Below are 18,510 nucleotides of genomic sequence, written 5' to 3' on the forward strand. Positions count from 1 at the left end.
CCGCCTCAGCGGATCGGGTCGGGGGCAGGAGAGTGATCGGGCACCGGCTCGTCGGTGGCGATGAGCGAGGGTGGACCGACCGCGATGCCGTCCTCGGCGTCCGGGCTGGAGGCGCGGGCGTCGGCCAGCACGTCGGCAGGGACGTGCTCCTCGATGAATCGGCGGGCCAGCCGGGTCGACGGGTGCACTCCGACGGTGGCCACCACAATGATGGCGGCGATCACCAACCAGCCTGTGGCGCCCCAGCTCATCGCGAGGAAGGTGTACAGCGCCGGCGCCCACACCTTGCCGAGGGTGCTGCTCAGTCCGGCCGCGCCCTGGTAGGCGCCGCGCTGGCGTGGGTCCATCAGCTCGGCCTCGAACGTCCAGCTGGCGGCCGAGAGGTAGAGCTCGGCCCCGGTCACCGTGACGTGCCCCAGCCAGACCAGGGCGATCGTCACCCAGCCCACGGTGTCGTGGGTGGCCAGCGTGATCAGGCAGGAGACCACGAAGAAGGTCGACGACATCCGGATCGCCCGCAGGGCCGTGGTCACGTCGTGGACACCGCGGGCCGCCGCCATCGGCAAGAAGATGCACATCACCGTGTTGGTGCCGAACAGGAAGGCCACCACCACTCGCGGGGCGTCGGTCTCCTCGACCAGCCACAGCGGGATCACGACGTTGAGCAGCCCTGGTTGGTCCAGAACACCCCGCCGAAGAAGGACGTGAGGAGCCAGCCGGGGTTGCGCAGCGGTCCGGGGCCGGGAATCCGCACCTTCCGGTCCTCCGCGGTGCGGTCGTCGTGCGAGGCCCGCGGCAGTCGGCTGATGGCGGCGGCGTTGACCAGGAAGGCCGCCGTGGTGAACCAGGGCAGCGCGTGCAGCACCTTGTTGGACTCGATCGCGAGCGCGACACCACCGATCATCGAGCCGAGGGTGAACCCGACGTTGAGCGCGGAGTACATGTACGCCCGCGACTTCACCCGCTCCTCAGGCGGCAGCACGTCGATGGTGTAGGCGCCGTGCGCGGCGCCGCCGAGGGCTCCGATGACCTCCATGCCGACGGCCATGGCGACGTAGCCCTGGAAATCGGTGATGAAGGGCCACACCGCGAACATCGCCGCTTGCCCGGTCGCGCTGAGGGACCACATCTTCTTCGGCCCGAAGCGGTCGACCAGCTTGCCCATCGGCAGCGCCGCCAGGAACGAGGCGATCCCGGCGAAGGTCAGGCCGAGACCGACCTGGGCGGCGGAGAGCCCGACGATCTGGGTGAAGAACACCGCCGAGCCGGTGAGGAAGGTGCCCTCGCCGAGCGCGAAGAGCAGTGACTGGGCGGAGAGTCGTCCAGCCAGCGGCGACGGGGGTCGCGCTTGGCGGAGGGCGGCGTCGAGAATCACCCGGAGATTCTGCGGGTCCGGAGCGCGGATGTCGCGCCCATTTCCTGCGCTTCTGCAACGAAGGGACCGCTAGCGTCGGAAGCGTGGAAGACGAACCTCACCTGATCGTGCTGCGAGGCAACGCGGCATCGGGCAAGAGCACGTTGGCAACTGCGCTGCAGCGTGCGTTGGGGCCACGCACGGCGAAGGTAGAACAAGACCACCTCCGAAGGGTGGTCTTGCGTGAGCATGACGTACCGGACGGGGAGAACATCGGCCTCATCGCTCACACGGTCCGCTACTGCGCCGGGATCGGCCACCACACCATCGTCGAGGGCATTCTCGTGGCGAAGCACTACCGCGACATGCTTTGCGACCTCCTGGATGAGCACCACGGCCCGACTCATGTGTTCTACCTTGACGTGCCGCTCGAAGAGACAGTGCGTAGGCATCGTTCTCGACCACTCGTGGCGAAGGTCTCGGCGGACGAGCTGCGCCGGTGGTACGTCGAGTCGGATCTCCTCGGGGTCCCTGGTGAAGTCGTGCTCGACGGCACCGCCACGCCGGAGGTCACCCTTGCAGCCGTCCAGAGTGTGGTCGGACACGTCCTGGCTTTGGAAGACCAAAACCCAGGCAGATACCTGTGAGCCGATGCGCCGGGAGGCTCGGACTCGCCGGTGCCGTGGCGGCTACCGGGCTTGCGCCTCGATCGTGTCGAGGTCGCGCACGGCATAGCGGTGGTGCTCCCACTCCTCGTTGAGGATCACGTGCAGGCACGAGACGACGGTCTCCGCGTGCTCTGGGTCCCACGGATTCGTGCGCCGCGCGGTCAGCTCCTGCGCCGTGACGGTGGTGAGGTAGTTGCGCACCATCGCGACACGACCCGCCCGGACCTCGAGCACCTCGGCGTAGGACGGGGTGAGCGTCGTGAAGACCGACATGTCGTAGCCGTCGGTGGCGTACTCGACGTTGGGTTGACCGATCGGATGCAAGGGCTGCTCCAGTTCCAGGATCGCTCGGCCCAGCCACGTGTCCGTGGCCATGACCAGGTGCCGCAGCGTCTGCGCGAACGACCACTCACCGGCTACCGACACGTCCACGGTGCCGGCCGGCATCGCCGCGACGCGCTCCAGGGTGGCCGCCCAGGTGCGCTCCACCGCGGCCCAGGCCGCCCGCAGTCCCTCCGGATCGGTGGCCCCCCGCTCCGAGCGGCCGGGGAACCGGCGGTTGAGCTCGGCGTCGACGAGGGGACGACATCGACGCCGTTGACGCGCAGGAAGGTCTCGCCCTCGAAGAGCCACGGCGCCTCGACGTCCGCGTTCGCCACGTCCACCGCGCGCATCGTCACGCCGGAGAGGTCGGACCGGACGAACCGGGCGTCGCGCAGGTCCGCGTCGACGAACTCCGCTCCCCGCAGCTCGTCGGATCGGGTGAAGGACGGCATCACGTCTCCTTGTCGGGTCGCCTCGCCGGTCACCTCGTCATCATCGACACAACCGCCCCTGGCCGCCACCCCTGCCGGGATTCGCGCATGGGTGTGGTGGTGGCGGCGCGGGGCCGAGGTCCGGGGCCAGGCACGTGGCGGCGACGGCAGGCGTCACGGTCGTAGGGTCCTTCCATGGCCCTCATCCACCGAGCGACGCTGACGCCTTCCAAGCTGGAGCTGCTGACCGCCTGGCTGCCCGGCCGTCCCTGGTCCGGTGGCGGGCACGTCGTCGAGCAGGGTCTCGAGCAGCTGGGCGCCTACCGGTTCGACGACCCGGCGGGGGAGGTCGGCATCGAGGCCTTGCTGCTGCGAGCGGCCGACGGGAGGGTGCTGCACGTCCCGGTGACCTACCGGGGCGAACCGCTGGAGGGCGCCGAGGAGTTCCTGGTCGGCACCACCGATCACTCCGTCCTGGGGACCCGCTGGGTCTACGACGGCTGCGGCGACCCGGTCTGGGTGAGCGCGCTCGCCACGGCCGTGCTCGGTGGCAGCACCGGGTCCGAGGAGCTGGTCGAGGTCGACGGGCAGCTCGAGCCGCGGCGACCCACGGCGAGCGTCGTGGGAAGCGGCTCCGGGGACACGCCGGTGGGCCGGATCGACAGGCTCAGCAGCCACGACGACGGTCCGACGACGGTGGTCCGGGCCGGTGCCCTCGAGATCGTGCTCGTTCGGGTGGTCGGCGCCGAGGTGGACGCCGGGCAGACGCTCACCGGACGCTGGGACGGCGGCGGTCCCGCGTTCCTGGCCGAGGTCCGCGCGACCTGACCCTGGCGCCGGACGGACGACGGCGAGACCTGACGGCGAAGCCGGGCTGGCGGGTCAGCGCTGCGACGCGGAGGGCGGGAGCTCGTGCCGGCGCAGCGCCTGCAGGGCGGCGGCGCGCCGCTGCCGGCGTCGCCTGCGCTCCCGGCGCTCCGGCGAGACGGAGAGCTGCGCGAAGGTCGCCATCGGGTGTGGTGTCATGCCCCTGAGGAGCGACTCGGCCCCGCCCTGATACGCGTCGCGCGTCGACGTACCCGGTCATCACACCTAGGGACGCACGTCGAACAGCCCGTGCGCACCGCGCTCGGCGTCGACCATCACGTGCGAGACGAACGGGTAGTGCCCCGCCTCGGGGAAGCTCAGCTCGACGAAACCGCCCTGCGCCGGTTGCAGCGCGAGGCTCTGCGAACCACCCGCTCCGGCGCCCGGCCGCAGCAGGTAGGCGCCCTCGGCGTAGACGGTGTCGAACTGCCCGCCGACCACGTGGAAGGACGTCGCCCGGTTCGGGCCGGCGTCCAGCACCCAGATCCGGACCCGCTCGCCGACCCGGACCGCGAGCGGCCGGTGGTCGTACTGGTGGGCGTAGCCGTTGAAGACCACCGCGTCGGGCCGCTCGGCCTGCAGCTTCCCCATGTCGACCGGACCGCCGTCGGCGCCGAGGTAGAGCTCGGACTGGGCGAGCACGTAGCTGCGGTCCACCCCCGGCAGGCCCGGCGGCTCGATCACCACCGCCCCGAAGAGTCCGTTGGCGATGTGCGCCGACATCGGCATCGACGAGCAGTGGTACATCCACACCCCCGCCCGGGTCGCCCGGAACCGGTAGACCAGCGACCCGCCCGGCGCGATCGTGCGCATCGGCCGGTCCGGCGCCAGCGACCCGGCGTGGAAGTCGATCGAGTGCCCGATGGTGCCGTCGTTGACCAGGGTGATCACGAAGACGTCGCCGACCCGGCCGTGCAGCACCGGGCCCGGTGCGCTGCCGTCGAAGGTCCACAGCCGCTGGGTCACACCGGGCGCGACCTCGCGGTCCAGCTCCCGGACGGTGAGGGTACGGCGGTGCACCCGGGCGGCCTCGAGCGGCGGCAGCACGGCGTCGTGGGCGACGAAGCCGGGATCCGGAGCGGCCAGGAAGTCCGGCGCGACCGCCCGGGGTACGTCGTCGCGCGGAGCGGCGGGGGACGCGGACGGCTCCGCGCCGTGCGTCATTGCCGCGCCGGCCGGACCGTGCGCGTGGTCCGCGTGGCCGCCCGCGCCGGAGGCCGCGTCGCCCGTCCCGGTGACGTCGATGTGCAGCACCATGCCCATCTGGCGGTGCCCGACCACCGAGCACCAGCCCTCGACGTCCCGGCCGACGACGCCGACGTCGAGCCGGGCCGACGCGCCGGGGGCGAGCCGGCCGCTGGTGGCGCCCGAGTCCAGCACCAGGTCGTGGACGTCCTCGTGGTCGGTGTTGGTGACCTCGATGACCAGCCGGTTGCCGGCCGGGACGGAGACGGTGCCGGGGGTGAAGCGCATGTTCGCCGCCTCGACCCGCACCGTGGTGGTCGCTCCGGTGGCGCTCACCCCCGCGGAGGCCGCGGCCGCTGTTCCGCCGCCGGGCAGCGCGCCGGGGTCGAGGGCCACGCCGACCGCGACGGCGAGCACCACCGCGGCCAGGCCGGTGGCGGCGAGGCCGTGCACCTGCCCGGGCGGTCGCTCCCCGGACGGCGCCGCCGGGCCGCGGGGGCGACGCCGAGGGGGCTCCGCCGGCGGGTCCTCCGGTGGGTGCACCGGGGATGCCGACCGGGCCCGCCGCGACGCCCGCAGCGCCGCGAAGAGCAGCGGCACGAACGCCGCGAGCGCAACCAGCACCAGCGCCGAGCAGATCACCCGGACCAGGCTCGGCACCGGAAGCGCGCAGACCAGCAGCCCTGCGTTCGCGGTCGTCACCCGCAGCGCCGCGCCGCGGTCCAGGACCGTGTTCGCGGCCCGCACCGGAGCCGGCCCGCCGCCCAGCGCGACCGGGACCAGGTAGGACAGCGCCCCCAGCAGGACCTGGGCCGCGAACCCCGCGGCCAGGAACGGGGTGAGCCAGGAGAAGCGGTCGCCGGCGACCACCCAGGACGGGGCGGTGGCCAGGCCGACGGCGAGGGCCGCCAGGCAGCCGACCAGCCAGAGCACCCCGGCCAGCACCGACCAGGTCGGGAACGAGTGGGGCGGCCGGGTGCGGGCGGCGACGGCCAGCGGTGCCGCCAGCAGCGCGACGCCGGCGAGGTAGCCGACCAGGCCGAGCGCGGCCACCGGTCGCAGCCCCCACAGTGCGGCGAGCGCGGTCACGACCACGGACCCGGCGAGCACCGGCAGCGCCCGCCGGGCGGCCGCCTCGGACCCGGCGGCGATGCGGGTGCGCAGCATCGTCGGCCACAGCGTCACCAGGGTGCCGAGCACGGTGAGCCCCATCCAGCCGAGCAGGTTCACCGTCGCGTGCGCGACCACGACCTGCTCGTGCAGCGGATCGCCCAGCCCGCGGGCGAGCACGGTGCCCAGCGTCGCCCCGACCGGCAGGAAGCACGCCGCGGCCACGTAGTAGCGCACCGTCACCCCGAACCGGGACGGCAGCGACCGGCGCATCAGCAGCACCAGCGAGACCCCGTGCCAGACGACGGCGCCGGCCACCGCGCCGGCCCCCAGGACGGTGACCGGCCAGACGTCGCCGACGACCCCGGTCACCACCGCCAGGACCCCGAGGTTGAGCAGCAGCAACCGGATCGACTGCACCCGGCGCTCGCCCTCCCGCGGGGAGGCATGCAGCAGCGCGTCGGCGAAGTGCCGGCTCCACACCAGGATCGCGTGGCTGGCGGCGCCGAGCAGCAGCAGGTGGATCATCAGCCAGCGCGGCGCCGGCACGAACGGGTGCGCCAGCGCGACGCCGACCAGGGCCAGCAGCCACAGCACCACCGGGAGGTCGCGCAGCGGCCAGAACCCGCGGCTCGAGGCCGTGCCGCGGCTCACCGCCGGCTCCGGGTCGACGCGCACCAGGCGGCCGTCGCGACGAAGAGCAGCAGGGCGGTGACGTTGAGGGCGCCGCCGACCTGCCACGCGGACTGCCGCCCCAGCGCGTCACCGGCCCACAACCTCAGCACCAGCGAGAGGTGCAGCAGCGCGACGGGCGCCAGCAGCGCGGGCCGGTAGGGCAGCGGCCGGCGCAGGACCGCCGGCAGGATCACCGGCGCGTGCGCCATGATCATCGAGAGCGTGAAGCCGAGGAAGACCGCGTGCACCACGACGTCGTACCGGACGCCCTCGGTGGCGGCGCCGCCCAGCGCCCACGTGGTGCCGGCCACGGCCAGCCAGAAGTAGCCGGCGAGCATGCACAGGGCCATGTAGCGGGCGAGCCCGTCGGCCCGCACCAGCCGCCGCGCCACGTCGTGGAAGGCCAGCCAGCCGACCAGGCCGAGCAGCGCGACCCCGAGCAGCGGGTAGCCGGCGCCCGGCCAGAGCAGGGCGGCGGTCACCCCGGCGACCAGGACGGCCGAGAGCAGCAGCAGCACCGTGCCGGCCGTCGGTCCCATCGCCAGGCGGGCCAGCTCGAGGCGCTCGCCGCCGATCGTGAGCACGACGAAGCCCATCAGCCACGGGAGCAGGACCGGCACGCCGACGCCGCCGAGCCAGAGGGCGAGCGCGCCGACGCCGAGCACCGCGCCGAACGCCTGGACCAGCACGGAGTCGTCGCGCTGCCGCCGCCACAACGGGACGTAGACACCGACCAACGCGACCGCACCGCCGAGCAGCACCCCGCGACCGAGCACCAGCGGCGCGGGGGAGACCAGCAGCAGCCCGCCGGCGCCCAGGAGGCCGGGTGCCGCGAAGCCGGCCGGCCGGCGCAGCGCCACCGCGCGCTCCAACGCGATCGTGGTGCCCACGAAGCCGAAGACCAGCAGCATGCCGTGCACATCCGGCAGCCGGTCGGTGCTGACCGGGGCCGGCAGGCCGAGCAGCATGAGCGCGGCGTCCAGGCCGGCCAGCATCGCCACGCCGGCCGGGACCAGGAAGACCGCGCGTCGCCACCGGCCCGGGGCGGCGGGCTGCACCGTTGCGGGGGCGGTGGCGGGGTCCAGCGCCCCGAGGGTCGAGGTCATCGCCCGGCCCCGGGGTCGAGCAGGTGCAGCCGGCAGGCCCCCGGCTCGGCGAAGGGCACCAGGTCGGTGCCGGCGGGGTCGGCGCCGTACTCCTCGAGCGCCCCGCGGACGATCCCGAGGTGCACCCCGCAGACGATGTCGGGATGGCGGTGCGCGGCCTCGAGCAGCGGGCAGCGGGTCAGGCGTACGACGGTCGCGTCCTCATCCGCCTCGGGAGCGAAGCCGACCTCGTCGAGCAGGGCCAGCACCCGGCGGCGCCCGGCGAGGCCGTCGGGGCCGCCCGGTCCGTCCGGGCCGTCCGGCTCGCGGCCGGAAGCGTCCGCGACGGCACGGGCCTGCGCCAGCTCGTGGCCCCACTCGGTGCCGGCGGCGATGGCGTCCTCGCGCGGCGTGCTGCTGCTGCGGTGGATCGCGGAGGCCAGCGCGGAGGCCAGCCCGGCGTACTCCGACCGGCCGGGGGAGTCCTCGGCGCCGGTCGCCTCGTAGAGCCACGCCGGCCGGCCGCGCCCGTTCGGCTCCGCGCGGTGCCGCCGGACCAGGCCGTGCCGCTCGAGCGCGTCCAGGTGCTCGCGGAGCGTGTTCGCGTGCAGCCCGGTCGCGGCGGTCAGCGCGGCCATCGTGGTGGCTTCGGGCTGGTCCTGCAGCACGTCCAGCAGGGCGGCGCGGGAGCGCGACAGCGCCGGGCGCCGCGCGGCCGGGAAGCTCGGCCGCGGCCCGAGGACCGGCTCGAGCACCGGACCTGGGCCGGGATTCTTTTCCACGGAGAAAAGTGTAGTAAATTAGCGAGCGAGCCGCCACCCTGACGGCCGAACCCACGTGACCGAGCCGGTCACCGCCCCGACAGGAGCCCCTCTCGATGAACGACGTCGTCATCGCCTCGACCGAGGCCGACGCGGCAGCCGCTGCCGCCGTCGAGCAGCACCACGCCCAGATGGCCGGAGCCCTCGCGCTGCGGGTGGAGACCCTGGTCGACGCGGCGGCCCGCGCCGACGAGGTGAACGCCCGCGCGGCCCTCGCGGACCTGACCGGCTGGTGCGAGCACGAGCTGGTGCCGCACGCCCTGGCCGAGGAGCAGGCGATGTACCCCGCCGCCCGGGCCAAGCCCGAGGGCCGGCTGCTCGTGGACGGGATGCTCGCCGAGCACGTCGTGATCACCGGGCTGGTGCGCGACCTGACCGGGGCGGCCGACCCGGTGCGCGCCGCGGCCACGGCCCGGGCGCTGCAGGTGATCTTCGACAGCCACCTGGCCAAGGAGAACGAGCTGGTGCTGCCGCTGCTGGCCGCGGCTCCCGACGTGTCCGTCGCGGACCTGCTCGGCGGCATGCACGAGCTGCTCGGCGGCCACGAGCACGGCCACGAGCACGGTGCCGAGCAGGCCCAGGCCGGGGAGCCGGCCGGCGGCTGCGGCGGCGCCTGCGGCTGCGGCGAGGTGGACGGCCCGGGCTACCCCGAGCTGGACGCGCGAGGCGTGCCGCACGCGATCCGGCACGCGACCATCTTCGGGGCGTTGGAGGCGGTGGCCCCCGGCGGCGGCCTGGTGCTGGTGGCCCCGCACGACCCGGTCCCGCTGCTGGCCCAGGTGGAGCAGCGCTCCCCGGGCCGGTTCGCGGTGGAGTACCTCGAGCGTGGCCCGGAGGCCTGGCGGATCGCGTTCGTCCGCCGTACGGCGGCCTGACCCGGGGACGATGCAGGGAAGGGATGCGAGGGTCGTCCCCTTTCCTGCCGGGTCGTCCGAGGTTAGGGTGTGGCCGCCCTCACACCTCTCGGACTGGAGCCTCTGTGCATCGATCCCTCATCGCCGCGACCCTGGCCGCTCTCGCCAGCGGCCTGGTGGCGACCGCGGCGCCCGCCCTCGCGGACCACACCGCCGCCCCACCCCCCGACTCCGTCGCCCTGGTCGGCGACCTGCAGACCGAGCTCGGCTGCCCGACCGACTGGGCCCCCGAATGCGCCGCCACCGAGCTCACCCTCGCCGACGGCGCCTGGACGGGCACCTTCACCGTCCCGGCCGGCGCCTGGGAATACAAGGTCGCGCTGAACGACGCCTGGACCGAGAACTACGGCGACGGCCAGGACAACCTGAAGCTGAACCTGCTGCACGACGCCCGGCTGGTGTTCCGCTACGACCCGCACAGCCACGCCGTGTCGGTCGCCCCCGCGGCGGCGCCCAAGCCGGTGAACCGCGCCGACAAGGCGCTCGCCCAGGACAGCCTGCGCGAGGCGCTGACCCGGGAGCGGCTGTACTTCGTGATGGCCGACCGCTTCGCCAACGGCGACAAGTCCAACGACACCGCCGGGCTCGGCAAGGACCGCCTCGTGTCCGGCTACGACCCCACCGCCACCGGCTTCTACCACGGTGGCGACCTCGCGGGGGTGATCGACCGCCTCGACTACATCCAGGGCCTCGGCACCACCGCCATCTGGCTGACGCCCTCGTTCAAGAACAAGCCGGTGCAGGGCGCACCGGGCAGCGAGTCGGCCGGCTACCACGGCTACTGGATCACCGACTTCACCAAGATCGACCCGCACCTGGGCAGCAACCGCGACATGGCCCGGCTGGTGAAGCTGGCCCACAAGCGTGGGCTCAAGGTGTTCTTCGACATCATCACCAACCACACCGCCGACGTGATCGGCTACGACCGCAGCCAGTACGACGCGAGCGGGAACCTGCCCTACGTGAGCACCGAGGACGAGCCCTACCGCGACGCCGAGGGCAACCCCTTCGACGACCGGGATTACGCCGACGGCAGCAAGCCGTTCCCCGAGGTGAACCTCGACTCCTTCCCCTACAAGCCGGTGGTGCCCCAGGCCGAGCAGGACGAGAAGGTCCCCGCCTGGCTGAACGACCCGCGCTACTACCACAACCGCGGCACCTCGACCTTCTCCGGTGAGAGCAACACCTACGGCGACTTCCCGTCGGGGCCCTACTCGGCCCTCGACGACCTGTGGACCGAGCATCCCCGCGTGGTCCGCGGCATGGAGGACATCTACAAGACCTGGGTGCGTCAGGTCGGCATCGACGGCTTCCGGATCGACACCGTCAAGCACAACAACATGGAGTTCTGGCAGCAGTTCTCCCCGGCGCTGACCGACTACGCCGCCGAGCAGGGCAACAAGGACTTCTTCATGTTCGGCGAGGTCTACGACGCGAGCTCGAAGTTCGTCTCGCAGTACACCACCGAGGGCCGGCTCCAGGCCGCCGTCGACTTCGGCTTCCAGGCCAACGCCACCGGCTTCGCCAAGGGTGGCGCCACCGACGCGCTGCGCGACTTCTACGCCGAGGACGACTGGTACACCGACGCGGACTCCAACGCCTACCAGCTGCCCACGTTCCTGGGGAACCACGACATGGGCCGGATCGGCAGCTTCCTGCGCCAGAACACCGACGGCTGGTCCGAGCGGCAGCTGCTGCGCCGCGACGAGCTCGCCCACAGCCTGATGTACCTCACCCGCGGCCAGCCGGTCGTCTACTACGGCGACGAGCAGGGCTTCTCCGCCCCGGCCGACGTCCCCGGCGGCATCGGTGACCAGCGGGCCCGCGAGGACATGTTCCCCAGCAAGGTCGACCTGTACAACGGCTACGACCTGATCGGCTCCGACGACACCACCGCGCAGAGCAACTTCCACCCGAACCGGCCGCTCTACAAGCACATCGCCCGGCTGGCCCGGGTGCGCGCGGCCCACCCGGTGCTCGCCGACGGTGCGCAGGTGCACCGCTACTCCACCGACGGGCCCGGCATCTACGCGTTCAGCCGGGTCGACCCGCAGAAGCGGCGCGAGTTCGTGGTCGCGGTCAACAACAGCGGGTCGACGGCCCGCGCCACGTTCGACACCTTCAGCCCCCAGACCCGCTTCGGCCGGGTCTGGGCCTCCCCGTGGGGTGGCAGCCCCCGGGCCCGGCACACCGACCGGTCGGGTCAGGTGACCCTCCGGGTGCCGGCGTACGGCGCGGTGGTCTACCGCGCGGACAAGCGGATCCCGGACGACGGGGCCGCTCCGGTGGTCACCCTCGACTCGCTGGAGAACGGCGGCATCGTGGGCGGTCGCGCCGAGATCGGCGCCTCCGTCGCCAGCGACAGCTTCACCCAGGTCTCCTTCGGGTGGCGCCCGGTGGGGGAGAAGGGCTGGCGTCCGCTCGGCACCGACGACAACGCGCCGTTCCGGGTCTTCCACGACGTGCGCGACCTGCCGTTCGGCACGCTCGTGGAGTACCGCGCGGTGGTGCGCGACGCCGACGGCGACCTCGCGGTCGACCAGCGGTACGGCGTCGTGGGCGAGCCGCCGAAGCAGGACACCACCCCTGACTGGGGCGGGCCGGTCACCCAGCCGACCTCCGTGTCGGTGCCCGGCATGTTCAACAGCGAGGTCGGCTGCACCGAGGACTGGCAGCCCACCTGCGCGGCGATCCAGCTCGGCCTCGACGAGGAGGACGGTGTCTGGTCCAAGACCTTCACCGACCAGCAGACGATCCCGCAGGGGGGTCACGGCTACAAGGTGGCCGTCGACTCGCTCGTCCACCCGAACGACCCGTGGGCGGAGAACTACGGCGCCGGGGGTGTCCCGAACGGCGACAACATCACCCTCGACGCCGACGGCGGGCCGATCACCTTCTGGTACAGCCACGCCACCCACTGGGTCACCAACAGCATCGACACCCCGCACCTGTACGTCGCCGCCGGCGACTTCCAGAGCGAGCTCGGCTGCGGGGCGGACGACGACCCGACCTGCCTGCGGTCCTGGCTGCAGGACCCGGACGGGGACGGGGTGTGGACGCTGCGCAGCCACACGCTGCCGGCGGGCACCTACCACTTCGTGGTCACCCAGGACCAGACCACGGACGGCAGCTGGGGCCAGGGCGGGGCGCCGAGCGGCACCCCGGTCAGCTTCACCCTGGCCGACGGGCAGGGCGTGGAGATCTCCTTCACCCCGCCGGCCGGCTCCGACCCGGGTCAGGCGGCCGCGGCGCTGACGGTGCAGACCTACACCGCGCCGACCCCGTAGCGGGCGGGACGCCGCACCTCCCTAGGAAAACTGATGCTCCCCATGGCCTGCGGGCCATGGGGAGCATCAGTTTTCCGACATCCCGTGGTGATCGCGGGGACGGTGGGACTCAGGACCAGCGCTGCTCGCGCGGAACGAAGTCCAGCCGGCGCTCGCCGGTGTAGATCTGCTTGGGCCGGGCGATCTTCTGCTCCGGGTCCTGGACCAGCTCGAGCCACTGGGCCAGCCAGCCCGGGGTCCGGCCGATCGCGAACAGCACCGTGAACATCTCCGGCGGGAACTGCAGCGCCTCGTAGATGAGGCCGGAGTAGAAGTCCACGTTCGGGTAGAGCTTGCGCTTGACGAAGTACTCGTCCTCGAGCGCGATCTTCTCCAGCTCCTGCGCGATCTGCAGCAGCGGGTTCACTCCGGTGACCTCGAAGACGTCGTCGCAGGCCTTCTTGATGATCTTGGCGCGCGGGTCGTAGTTCTTGTAGACCCGGTGGCCGAAGCCCATCAGCCGCTCGTTGCCGCTCTTGACGCCCTCGATGAACGACGGGACGTTCTCGACGGAGCCGATCCGGCGCAGCATCCGCAGCACCGCCTCGTTGGCCCCGCCGTGCAGCGGGCCGTAGAGCGCGGCCACGCCGGCGGCCACGGCCGAGTACGGGTCGACCTGGCTGGAGCCGACGGAGCGGACCGCGTTGGTCGAGCAGTTCTGCTCGTGGTCGGCGTGCAGGATGAACAGCACGTCGAGGGCCTTGACCAGCCGCTCGTCGGCGTGGAACTTCTTCTCGCTCATCTTGAACAGCATCGCGAGGAAGTTCTCGGTGTAGCTCAGCTCGTTGTCCGGGTAGACGTAGGGCTTGCCCTGCGCGTTGCGGAACGCCCAGGCGCCGAGGGTCGGCATCTTGGCGATCATCCGGACGATCTGCATGTGCCGGTTGTCCGCGTCGGCGATGTTGCGCGACTCCGGGTAGAAGGTGGAGAGCGCGCCCACCGAGGCCATGAGGATCCCCATCGGGTGGGCGTCGTAGCGGAAGCCCTCCATGAAGCCCTTCACGTTCTCGTGCACGAACGTGTGGTAGGTGATCTCGTGCACCCAGGCTTCGTACTCCTCCCGGGAGGGGAGCTCGCCGTGGATGAGCAGGTAGGCGACCTCGAGGAACGTCGAGTTCTCCGCGAGCTGCTCGATCGGGTAGCCGCGGTACTCCAGGATGCCCTTGTCGCCGTCGATGAACGTGACGGAGCTGCGGCAGGAGGCGGTGTTGACGAACCCGGGGTCGTAGACGGCGAGGCCCGGGCTCTCCTCGTCGGTGCGGATCTTGCCGAGGTCGGCAGCCTTGATGGCGCCGTCGACGATCGGCACGTCGTACTCCGTGCCGGTGCGGTTGTCGCGGACTGTCAGGCTCTGGCCGTCGGTCTCGGTGCTGGAAGCAGTGGCCGTTTCGGTCACGTCGGCTCCTCGCTCTGGGACGACCCGACCGGGGGAACTGCACCGGTGGGTGAGCGTGCCCGGGGGATCGGCGTCTCGATCAGGGGGGTGGTGACTTATCCGCTAACCTATGCCCCGATCCCACGATTGGGGAAACCGGCCTCGTTTTGACCAAGGCCGCGACCCGCCGGTAGTCTTGTCGGTCGCGGCTGTCCCCGTGTTCCCCCTGGCTGTTCTGGCCGGCGGCGCGCGTGACGCCCGGCTCGCGGAAGCGAGCCAGACCGAGACACATCGATTTCGATCAGAAGGCAATGACCGTGCGTACGTACAGCCCGAAGCCCGCTGACATCCAGCGCGAGTGGCACGTCATCGACGCCACCGACGTGGTGCTCGGACGCCTCGCCGTCCAGACCGCAACGCTGCTTCGCGGTAAGCACAAGCCCACCTTTGCGCCGCACGTCGACGGTGGTGACTTCGTCATCATCATCAACGCCGAGAAGGTCGCCCTGTCCGGCGACAAGAAGACCACCAAGATGGCCTACCGCCACTCGGGATACCCGGGCGGCCTCTCCGCGACCCCGTTCGGCGAGCTCCTCGAGAAGGACCCGCGCCGCGCGATCGAGATGGCGGTCTGGGGCATGCTCCCCAAGAACCGCCTCAGCCGTGCGACCTTGAAGAAGCTCAAGGTCTACGCCGGGCCGAACCACCCGCACCAGGCCCAGAAGGCCCAGCCGTTCGAGATCAAGCAGATCTCCCAGTAAGTCTTTCGAGCAGTTCGAAGAGCGAGGATCACCCGTGACTGACACCACCGCGACCGACGAGGTCGAGGAGACCTTCGAGGCCAATGAGCAGGGCGTTGCCTACAGCTCTGAGAGCGCGCCCTCCGAGGACGCGCCGGCTCGTCCGGCGACCATTGCGCCGGCCAACGCGACCGGCCGTCGCAAGGAGGCCGTGGCCCGGGTGCGTCTCGTCCCCGGCACCGGGCAGTGGACCGTCAACGGCCGCACGCTCGACTCCTACTTCCCGAACAAGCTGCACCAGCAGGTCGTGAACGAGCCGTTCGTGAACACCGACCTGGTGGGCCGTTTCGACGTGATCGCCCGCATCCACGGCGGCGGCATCACCGGCCAGGCCGGCGCGCTGCGTCTCGGCGTGGCCCGCGCGCTGAACGCCATCGACATCGAGGCGAACCGCCCATCGCTGAAGAAGGCCGGGCTGCTCACCCGTGACGCCCGCGTCATCGAGCGCAAGAAGGCTGGTCTGAAGAAGGCCCGCAAGGCTCCCCAGTACAGCAAGCGCTGACCCCTCCGGGGCTGCTGGGCATGGGTCGTCTCTTCGGCACCGACGGTGTCCGTGGTGTCGCGAACGGCGACCTCACCGCAGAGCTGGCCCTGGACCTGTCGGTCGCGGCAGCACACGTCCTCGGCGAGGCCGGTGCCTTCCATCCCACGGAAGGTCGCCGGCCTCGTGCCGTCGTCGGCCGTGACACCCGGGTCTCGGGGCAGTTCCTGGAGGCCGCGGTGGTGGCCGGGCTGGCCTCCGCCGGCGTCGACGTGCTCCTGCTCGACGTGCTGCCGACCCCCGGCGTGGCCCATCTCACCGGCTCCCTGGACGTCGATCTCGGCGTGATGATCTCCGCCAGCCACAACCCGATGCCCGACAACGGCATCAAGTTCCTCTCCCGCGGCGGGGTCAAGCTCGACGACGCCATCGAGGTGGCGATCGAGCAGCGGCTCCGCGAGCCCTGGGAACGACCCACCGGGGCCGGGGTCGGTCGGGTCCAGCGGTACGACGCGGCCGTGTCCGACTACACGCGGCACCTCGTGTCCACGGTGCGGCAGCCGCTCACCGGGCTGAAGGTCGTGCTGGACTGCGCGCACGGCGCCGCCTTCGAGGCCGGGCCCCGCGCGCTGCGCGACGCCGGCGCCGAGGTGATCGCGATCAACGTCGATCCCGACGGGCTGAACATCAACGACGGCTGCGGTTCCACGCACCTCGGGCCGGTGCGGGAGGCGGTCCTCGCCCATGGCGCCGACGCCGGCTTCGCCCTCGACGGCGACTCCGACCGCTGCCTGGCGGTGGACCACGAGGGCACGGTCGTCGACGGCGACCAGATCCTGGCGGTCCTCGCGCTCGCGCTGCGCGAGACCGAGCGGCTGCGCGAGGAGACCGTGGTCGTGACCGTCATGAGCAACCTCGGCTTCGTCCAGGCCATGCGCCGCGAGGGGATCGCGGTCCGCCAGACCAAGGTCGGCGACCGCTACGTCCTGGAGACCCTGAACGCCGAACGGCTCTCGCTGGGCGGCGAGCAGTCCGGCCACGTGATCATGACCGACCACGCCACCACCGGGGACGGCATCCTCACCGCGCTGCACGTCCTGGAACGGATGGCGCGCACCGGGCGGACCCTCAAGGAGCTGGGTGCGGTGATGGACCGGCTTCCGCAGGTGCTGGTGAACGTCAAGGACGTCGACCGGGGCCGCACCTCGGACGAGGTGCTGGCCGCAGCGGTCGTCGCGGCGGAGCTCGAGCTCGGCGACTCCGGGCGGGTGCTGCTGCGGCCCTCGGGCACCGAGCCGCTGGTGCGGGTGATGGTCGAGGCCGGGACCGCCGAGCAGGCGCACCAGGTCGCGGAGCGGCTCGCCGAGGTCGTCCGGGAGCGGCTCAGCCTCTCCTAGCCCCGCGCCGGGTTTGGGCCCGGCGTTGGGCCCGCGGGCCCTGGTCGCCCCGGTGGCCGCGCAGCCATCGTGGTCCGCATGCCCACGCCCTCCTCGCGCCGCCCGCCCGCCGCGGGCCCGAGGGACGGCGGTCGTCCCGCACCGAGGGCCGGCCGGTGCAATCGTGACGACCGCGGCCAGGGAACCCTGGAGTACGTCGGCATCGCCATCGTGGCCGCGATCCTGGTGGCCGCCGTCGCGGTCACCGACACCGGAGCGGCCGTCCGTGCCGAGGTCGCCTGCCAGATCCGCAGCCTGGCCAGCCAGGCCGGTGCGTGCGGAGGCGCGAGCGACGCCCCGACGACGTACGACGCGGGCGCCGGCGAGGGCGACGGCCCGACCGGCACCGGCAGCACCGGTGGCACCGGAAGCGCCGGTGGCACCGGAAGCGCCGGTGGCACCGGGGTCGGCGGCACCGCACCGGGCACCGGGGAGCCACCGGGCGTGGTCGACCCCGACCTCGACGGTGGCGGCGGGGCGGGACCGTACCCGACCGGCTGGTCCAACGGGTCCGGTCAGGCCTCGGAGCCGGTCGACCAGGCGACCGTGGACTCTGCGGTGGACGACTTCCAGGACTCGCTCGACGGCGGCTGGAACGGTGTCGGGGGCGGCGAGCTCCAGGACATCTACGACCTGCTGGACGGGCTCACCGGCGCCGAGCTCGACGCGCTGATCGCCGCCATGAGCGACGAGGAGCTGCAGCACTGGGTCGACGAGCTCGACGACGGCTCGTTGTTCGGGGGCGGCTGGAGCCGCGAGCGCCGCCGCGAGCTGTGGAGCATGATCGCCGCGAAGGCCTCGCCGGCCACCATGCGACGGCTCGACGAGTTCACCGACGAGGTGCAGCCGGAGTTCGACGACGTCGGGGGCGACGCCGCCAGCGACGACCCGGAGAGCCCGGTCCACGACGCGGAGTACACCGAGGTGCCGCACGAGCTCTTCGTGGGCGACCCCGACGACCCGACGGAACCTCCGGTCGACCCCAGCGACCTCGACCAGGGCATGATCGGCGACTGCTGGCTGATCGCCACCATCGGCGCGATCGCCACGAGCAACCCCGAGATCATCGAGCAGATGATCACCGAGAACGCCAACGGCACCTACACCGTCACCCTCTACGAGGACGGCGAGGCGGTCGAGGTGACGGTCACCCCGGACATCCCGACCGTGCAGGGCAACCCGCTGTTCGCCGACAACCCCGCGGAGAGCGACGCCGGCAGCGGCACCTACGAGCTGTGGCCACACCTCATCGAGAAGGCGGTAGCGCAGTACTACGGCGACTACGAGGACCTGGAGGGCGACTGGCCGTCCAAGGCGATGGAGCTGCTCACCGGTGAGGACGTCGACACCTACGAGGCGGACTGGTTCGGGGCGGACGACCCGGACCCGCCGTCGATCCGCGACCTCGACGCGCTGCTCGACGGCGGCGGGGCGGTGCTGGTCTCGACCGCGCACGAGAACCTGACCTCGCTCTACGACGACGGCACCATCGTGCAGGGCCATGCCTACTATGTGCAGCAGGTCGACCCGGACAAGGGCACGGTGACGATCGTGAACCCCTGGGGCCTGGACAGCTACCCGCCGATCACCATGAGCTACGAGGACTTCGAGAACAGCTTCATCCGATACGACACCGCGGACCTGGGCTAGGAGAGTCG

General features: G+C 72.2%; 17 protein-coding genes. 8 read left to right on the forward strand and 9 right to left on the reverse strand.

Going from position 1 to position 18,510, the window contains the following annotated elements; all coding sequences use genetic code 11:
- Window positions 1-5 precede the first annotated feature (5 nt).
- Together H9L09_RS22115 and H9L09_RS22120 are read right to left on the reverse strand one after the other, a co-directional pair.
- On the reverse strand, window positions 6-656 hold the full coding sequence (locus H9L09_RS22115; protein WP_246455990.1) for an MFS transporter: 651 nt from the start codon (window positions 654-656) through the stop codon (window positions 6-8).
- Window positions 653-1,375, reverse strand: a complete 723-nt coding sequence (locus H9L09_RS22120) for an MFS transporter (RefSeq protein ID WP_246455991.1) — start codon at window positions 1,373-1,375, stop codon at window positions 653-655. The genes H9L09_RS22115 and H9L09_RS22120 overlap by 4 nt, the downstream gene beginning before the upstream one ends.
- 83 nt (window positions 1,376-1,458) lie before the next feature.
- Between H9L09_RS22120 and H9L09_RS12550 the strand changes: the two genes are divergently transcribed.
- A complete protein-coding gene (locus tag H9L09_RS12550) occupies window positions 1,459-2,001 on the forward strand; it encodes an AAA family ATPase (protein WP_223164023.1) in 543 nt (180 codons plus the stop codon).
- Between the two features lie 42 nt (window positions 2,002-2,043).
- Here H9L09_RS12550 and H9L09_RS22125 read toward each other — a convergent pair whose 3' ends face one another.
- Window positions 2,044-2,511: a DinB family protein gene (locus H9L09_RS22125; protein WP_246455992.1), complete on the reverse strand. Its 468-nt coding sequence runs from the start codon at window positions 2,509-2,511 to the stop codon at window positions 2,044-2,046.
- Window positions 2,439-2,798: a pentapeptide repeat-containing protein gene (locus H9L09_RS22815; protein ID WP_246455993.1), complete on the reverse strand. Its 360-nt coding sequence runs from the start codon at window positions 2,796-2,798 to the stop codon at window positions 2,439-2,441. The genes H9L09_RS22125 and H9L09_RS22815 overlap by 73 nt, the downstream gene beginning before the upstream one ends.
- Window positions 2,799-2,972: 174 nt before the next feature.
- Between H9L09_RS22815 and H9L09_RS12560 the strand changes: the two genes are divergently transcribed.
- A complete protein-coding gene (locus H9L09_RS12560) occupies window positions 2,973-3,605 on the forward strand; it encodes a CG0192-related protein (RefSeq protein ID WP_187577273.1) in 633 nt (210 codons plus the stop codon).
- 54 nt (window positions 3,606-3,659) lie between these two features.
- Here the strand turns inward: H9L09_RS12560 and H9L09_RS12565 are convergent, their stop codons facing one another.
- The 4 genes from H9L09_RS12565 to H9L09_RS12580 form a co-directional block, all read right to left on the reverse strand.
- Window positions 3,660-3,803, reverse strand: coding sequence for a hypothetical protein (locus H9L09_RS12565; protein WP_187577274.1), 144 nt, complete (start codon window positions 3,801-3,803; stop codon window positions 3,660-3,662).
- Between the two features lie 66 nt (window positions 3,804-3,869).
- Window positions 3,870-6,593 (reverse strand): multicopper oxidase domain-containing protein, encoded by a 2,724-nt coding sequence (locus tag H9L09_RS12570; RefSeq protein ID WP_246455994.1) that lies wholly within the window; start codon window positions 6,591-6,593, stop codon window positions 3,870-3,872.
- Window positions 6,590-7,720: a hypothetical protein gene (locus H9L09_RS12575; RefSeq protein ID WP_223164025.1), complete on the reverse strand. Its 1,131-nt coding sequence runs from the start codon at window positions 7,718-7,720 to the stop codon at window positions 6,590-6,592. Before H9L09_RS12575 ends, H9L09_RS12570 begins: the two co-directional genes overlap by 4 nt.
- Complete coding sequence (locus H9L09_RS12580; RefSeq protein ID WP_246455995.1) at window positions 7,717-8,481, reverse strand: helix-turn-helix transcriptional regulator; 765 nt, start codon at window positions 8,479-8,481, stop codon at window positions 7,717-7,719. Before H9L09_RS12580 ends, H9L09_RS12575 begins: the two co-directional genes overlap by 4 nt.
- Window positions 8,482-8,576: 95 nt before the next feature.
- Here H9L09_RS12580 and H9L09_RS12585 point away from each other — a divergent pair, with 95 nt between their 5' ends.
- Both H9L09_RS12585 and H9L09_RS21640 read left to right on the forward strand, forming a co-directional pair.
- Window positions 8,577-9,395, forward strand: a complete 819-nt coding sequence (locus H9L09_RS12585; RefSeq protein ID WP_187577275.1) for a DUF2249 domain-containing protein — start codon at window positions 8,577-8,579, stop codon at window positions 9,393-9,395.
- 104 nt (window positions 9,396-9,499) lie between these two features.
- On the forward strand, window positions 9,500-12,721 hold the full coding sequence (locus H9L09_RS21640) for an alpha-amylase family glycosyl hydrolase (protein WP_223164026.1): 3,222 nt from the start codon (window positions 9,500-9,502) through the stop codon (window positions 12,719-12,721).
- Window positions 12,722-12,830: 109 nt separating this feature from the next.
- On the opposite strand, the gene H9L09_RS12595 is transcribed toward H9L09_RS21640, so the two are convergent.
- Window positions 12,831-14,156 (reverse strand): citrate synthase, encoded by a 1,326-nt coding sequence (locus H9L09_RS12595; protein ID WP_187577276.1) that lies wholly within the window; start codon window positions 14,154-14,156, stop codon window positions 12,831-12,833.
- A 296-nt stretch (window positions 14,157-14,452) separates the two neighbouring features.
- On the opposite strand from H9L09_RS12595, the gene rplM reads away from it, so the two are divergent.
- From rplM to H9L09_RS12615, 4 genes are all read left to right on the forward strand, one after another.
- Window positions 14,453-14,896: a 50S ribosomal protein L13 gene (gene rplM / locus H9L09_RS12600; RefSeq protein ID WP_187580864.1), complete on the forward strand. Its 444-nt coding sequence runs from the start codon at window positions 14,453-14,455 to the stop codon at window positions 14,894-14,896.
- Between the two features lie 34 nt (window positions 14,897-14,930).
- Entirely contained in the window at window positions 14,931-15,437 is a 507-nt protein-coding gene (gene rpsI, locus H9L09_RS12605) for a 30S ribosomal protein S9 (protein ID WP_187577277.1), read from the forward strand.
- A 20-nt stretch (window positions 15,438-15,457) separates the two neighbouring features.
- The gene (glmM, locus tag H9L09_RS12610) at window positions 15,458-16,813 is read left to right on the forward strand and encodes a phosphoglucosamine mutase (RefSeq protein ID WP_187577278.1); all 1,356 of its coding nucleotides are present in this window, start codon (window positions 15,458-15,460) and stop codon (window positions 16,811-16,813) included.
- A 78-nt stretch (window positions 16,814-16,891) separates the two neighbouring features.
- Window positions 16,892-18,502: a C2 family cysteine protease gene (locus H9L09_RS12615; RefSeq protein ID WP_187577279.1), complete on the forward strand. Its 1,611-nt coding sequence runs from the start codon at window positions 16,892-16,894 to the stop codon at window positions 18,500-18,502.
- Window positions 18,503-18,510 lie beyond the last annotated feature (8 nt).

The sequence above is a fragment of the Nocardioides mesophilus genome (assembly GCF_014395785.1).
GTDB lineage: Bacteria > Actinomycetota > Actinomycetes > Propionibacteriales > Nocardioidaceae > Nocardioides_B > Nocardioides_B mesophilus.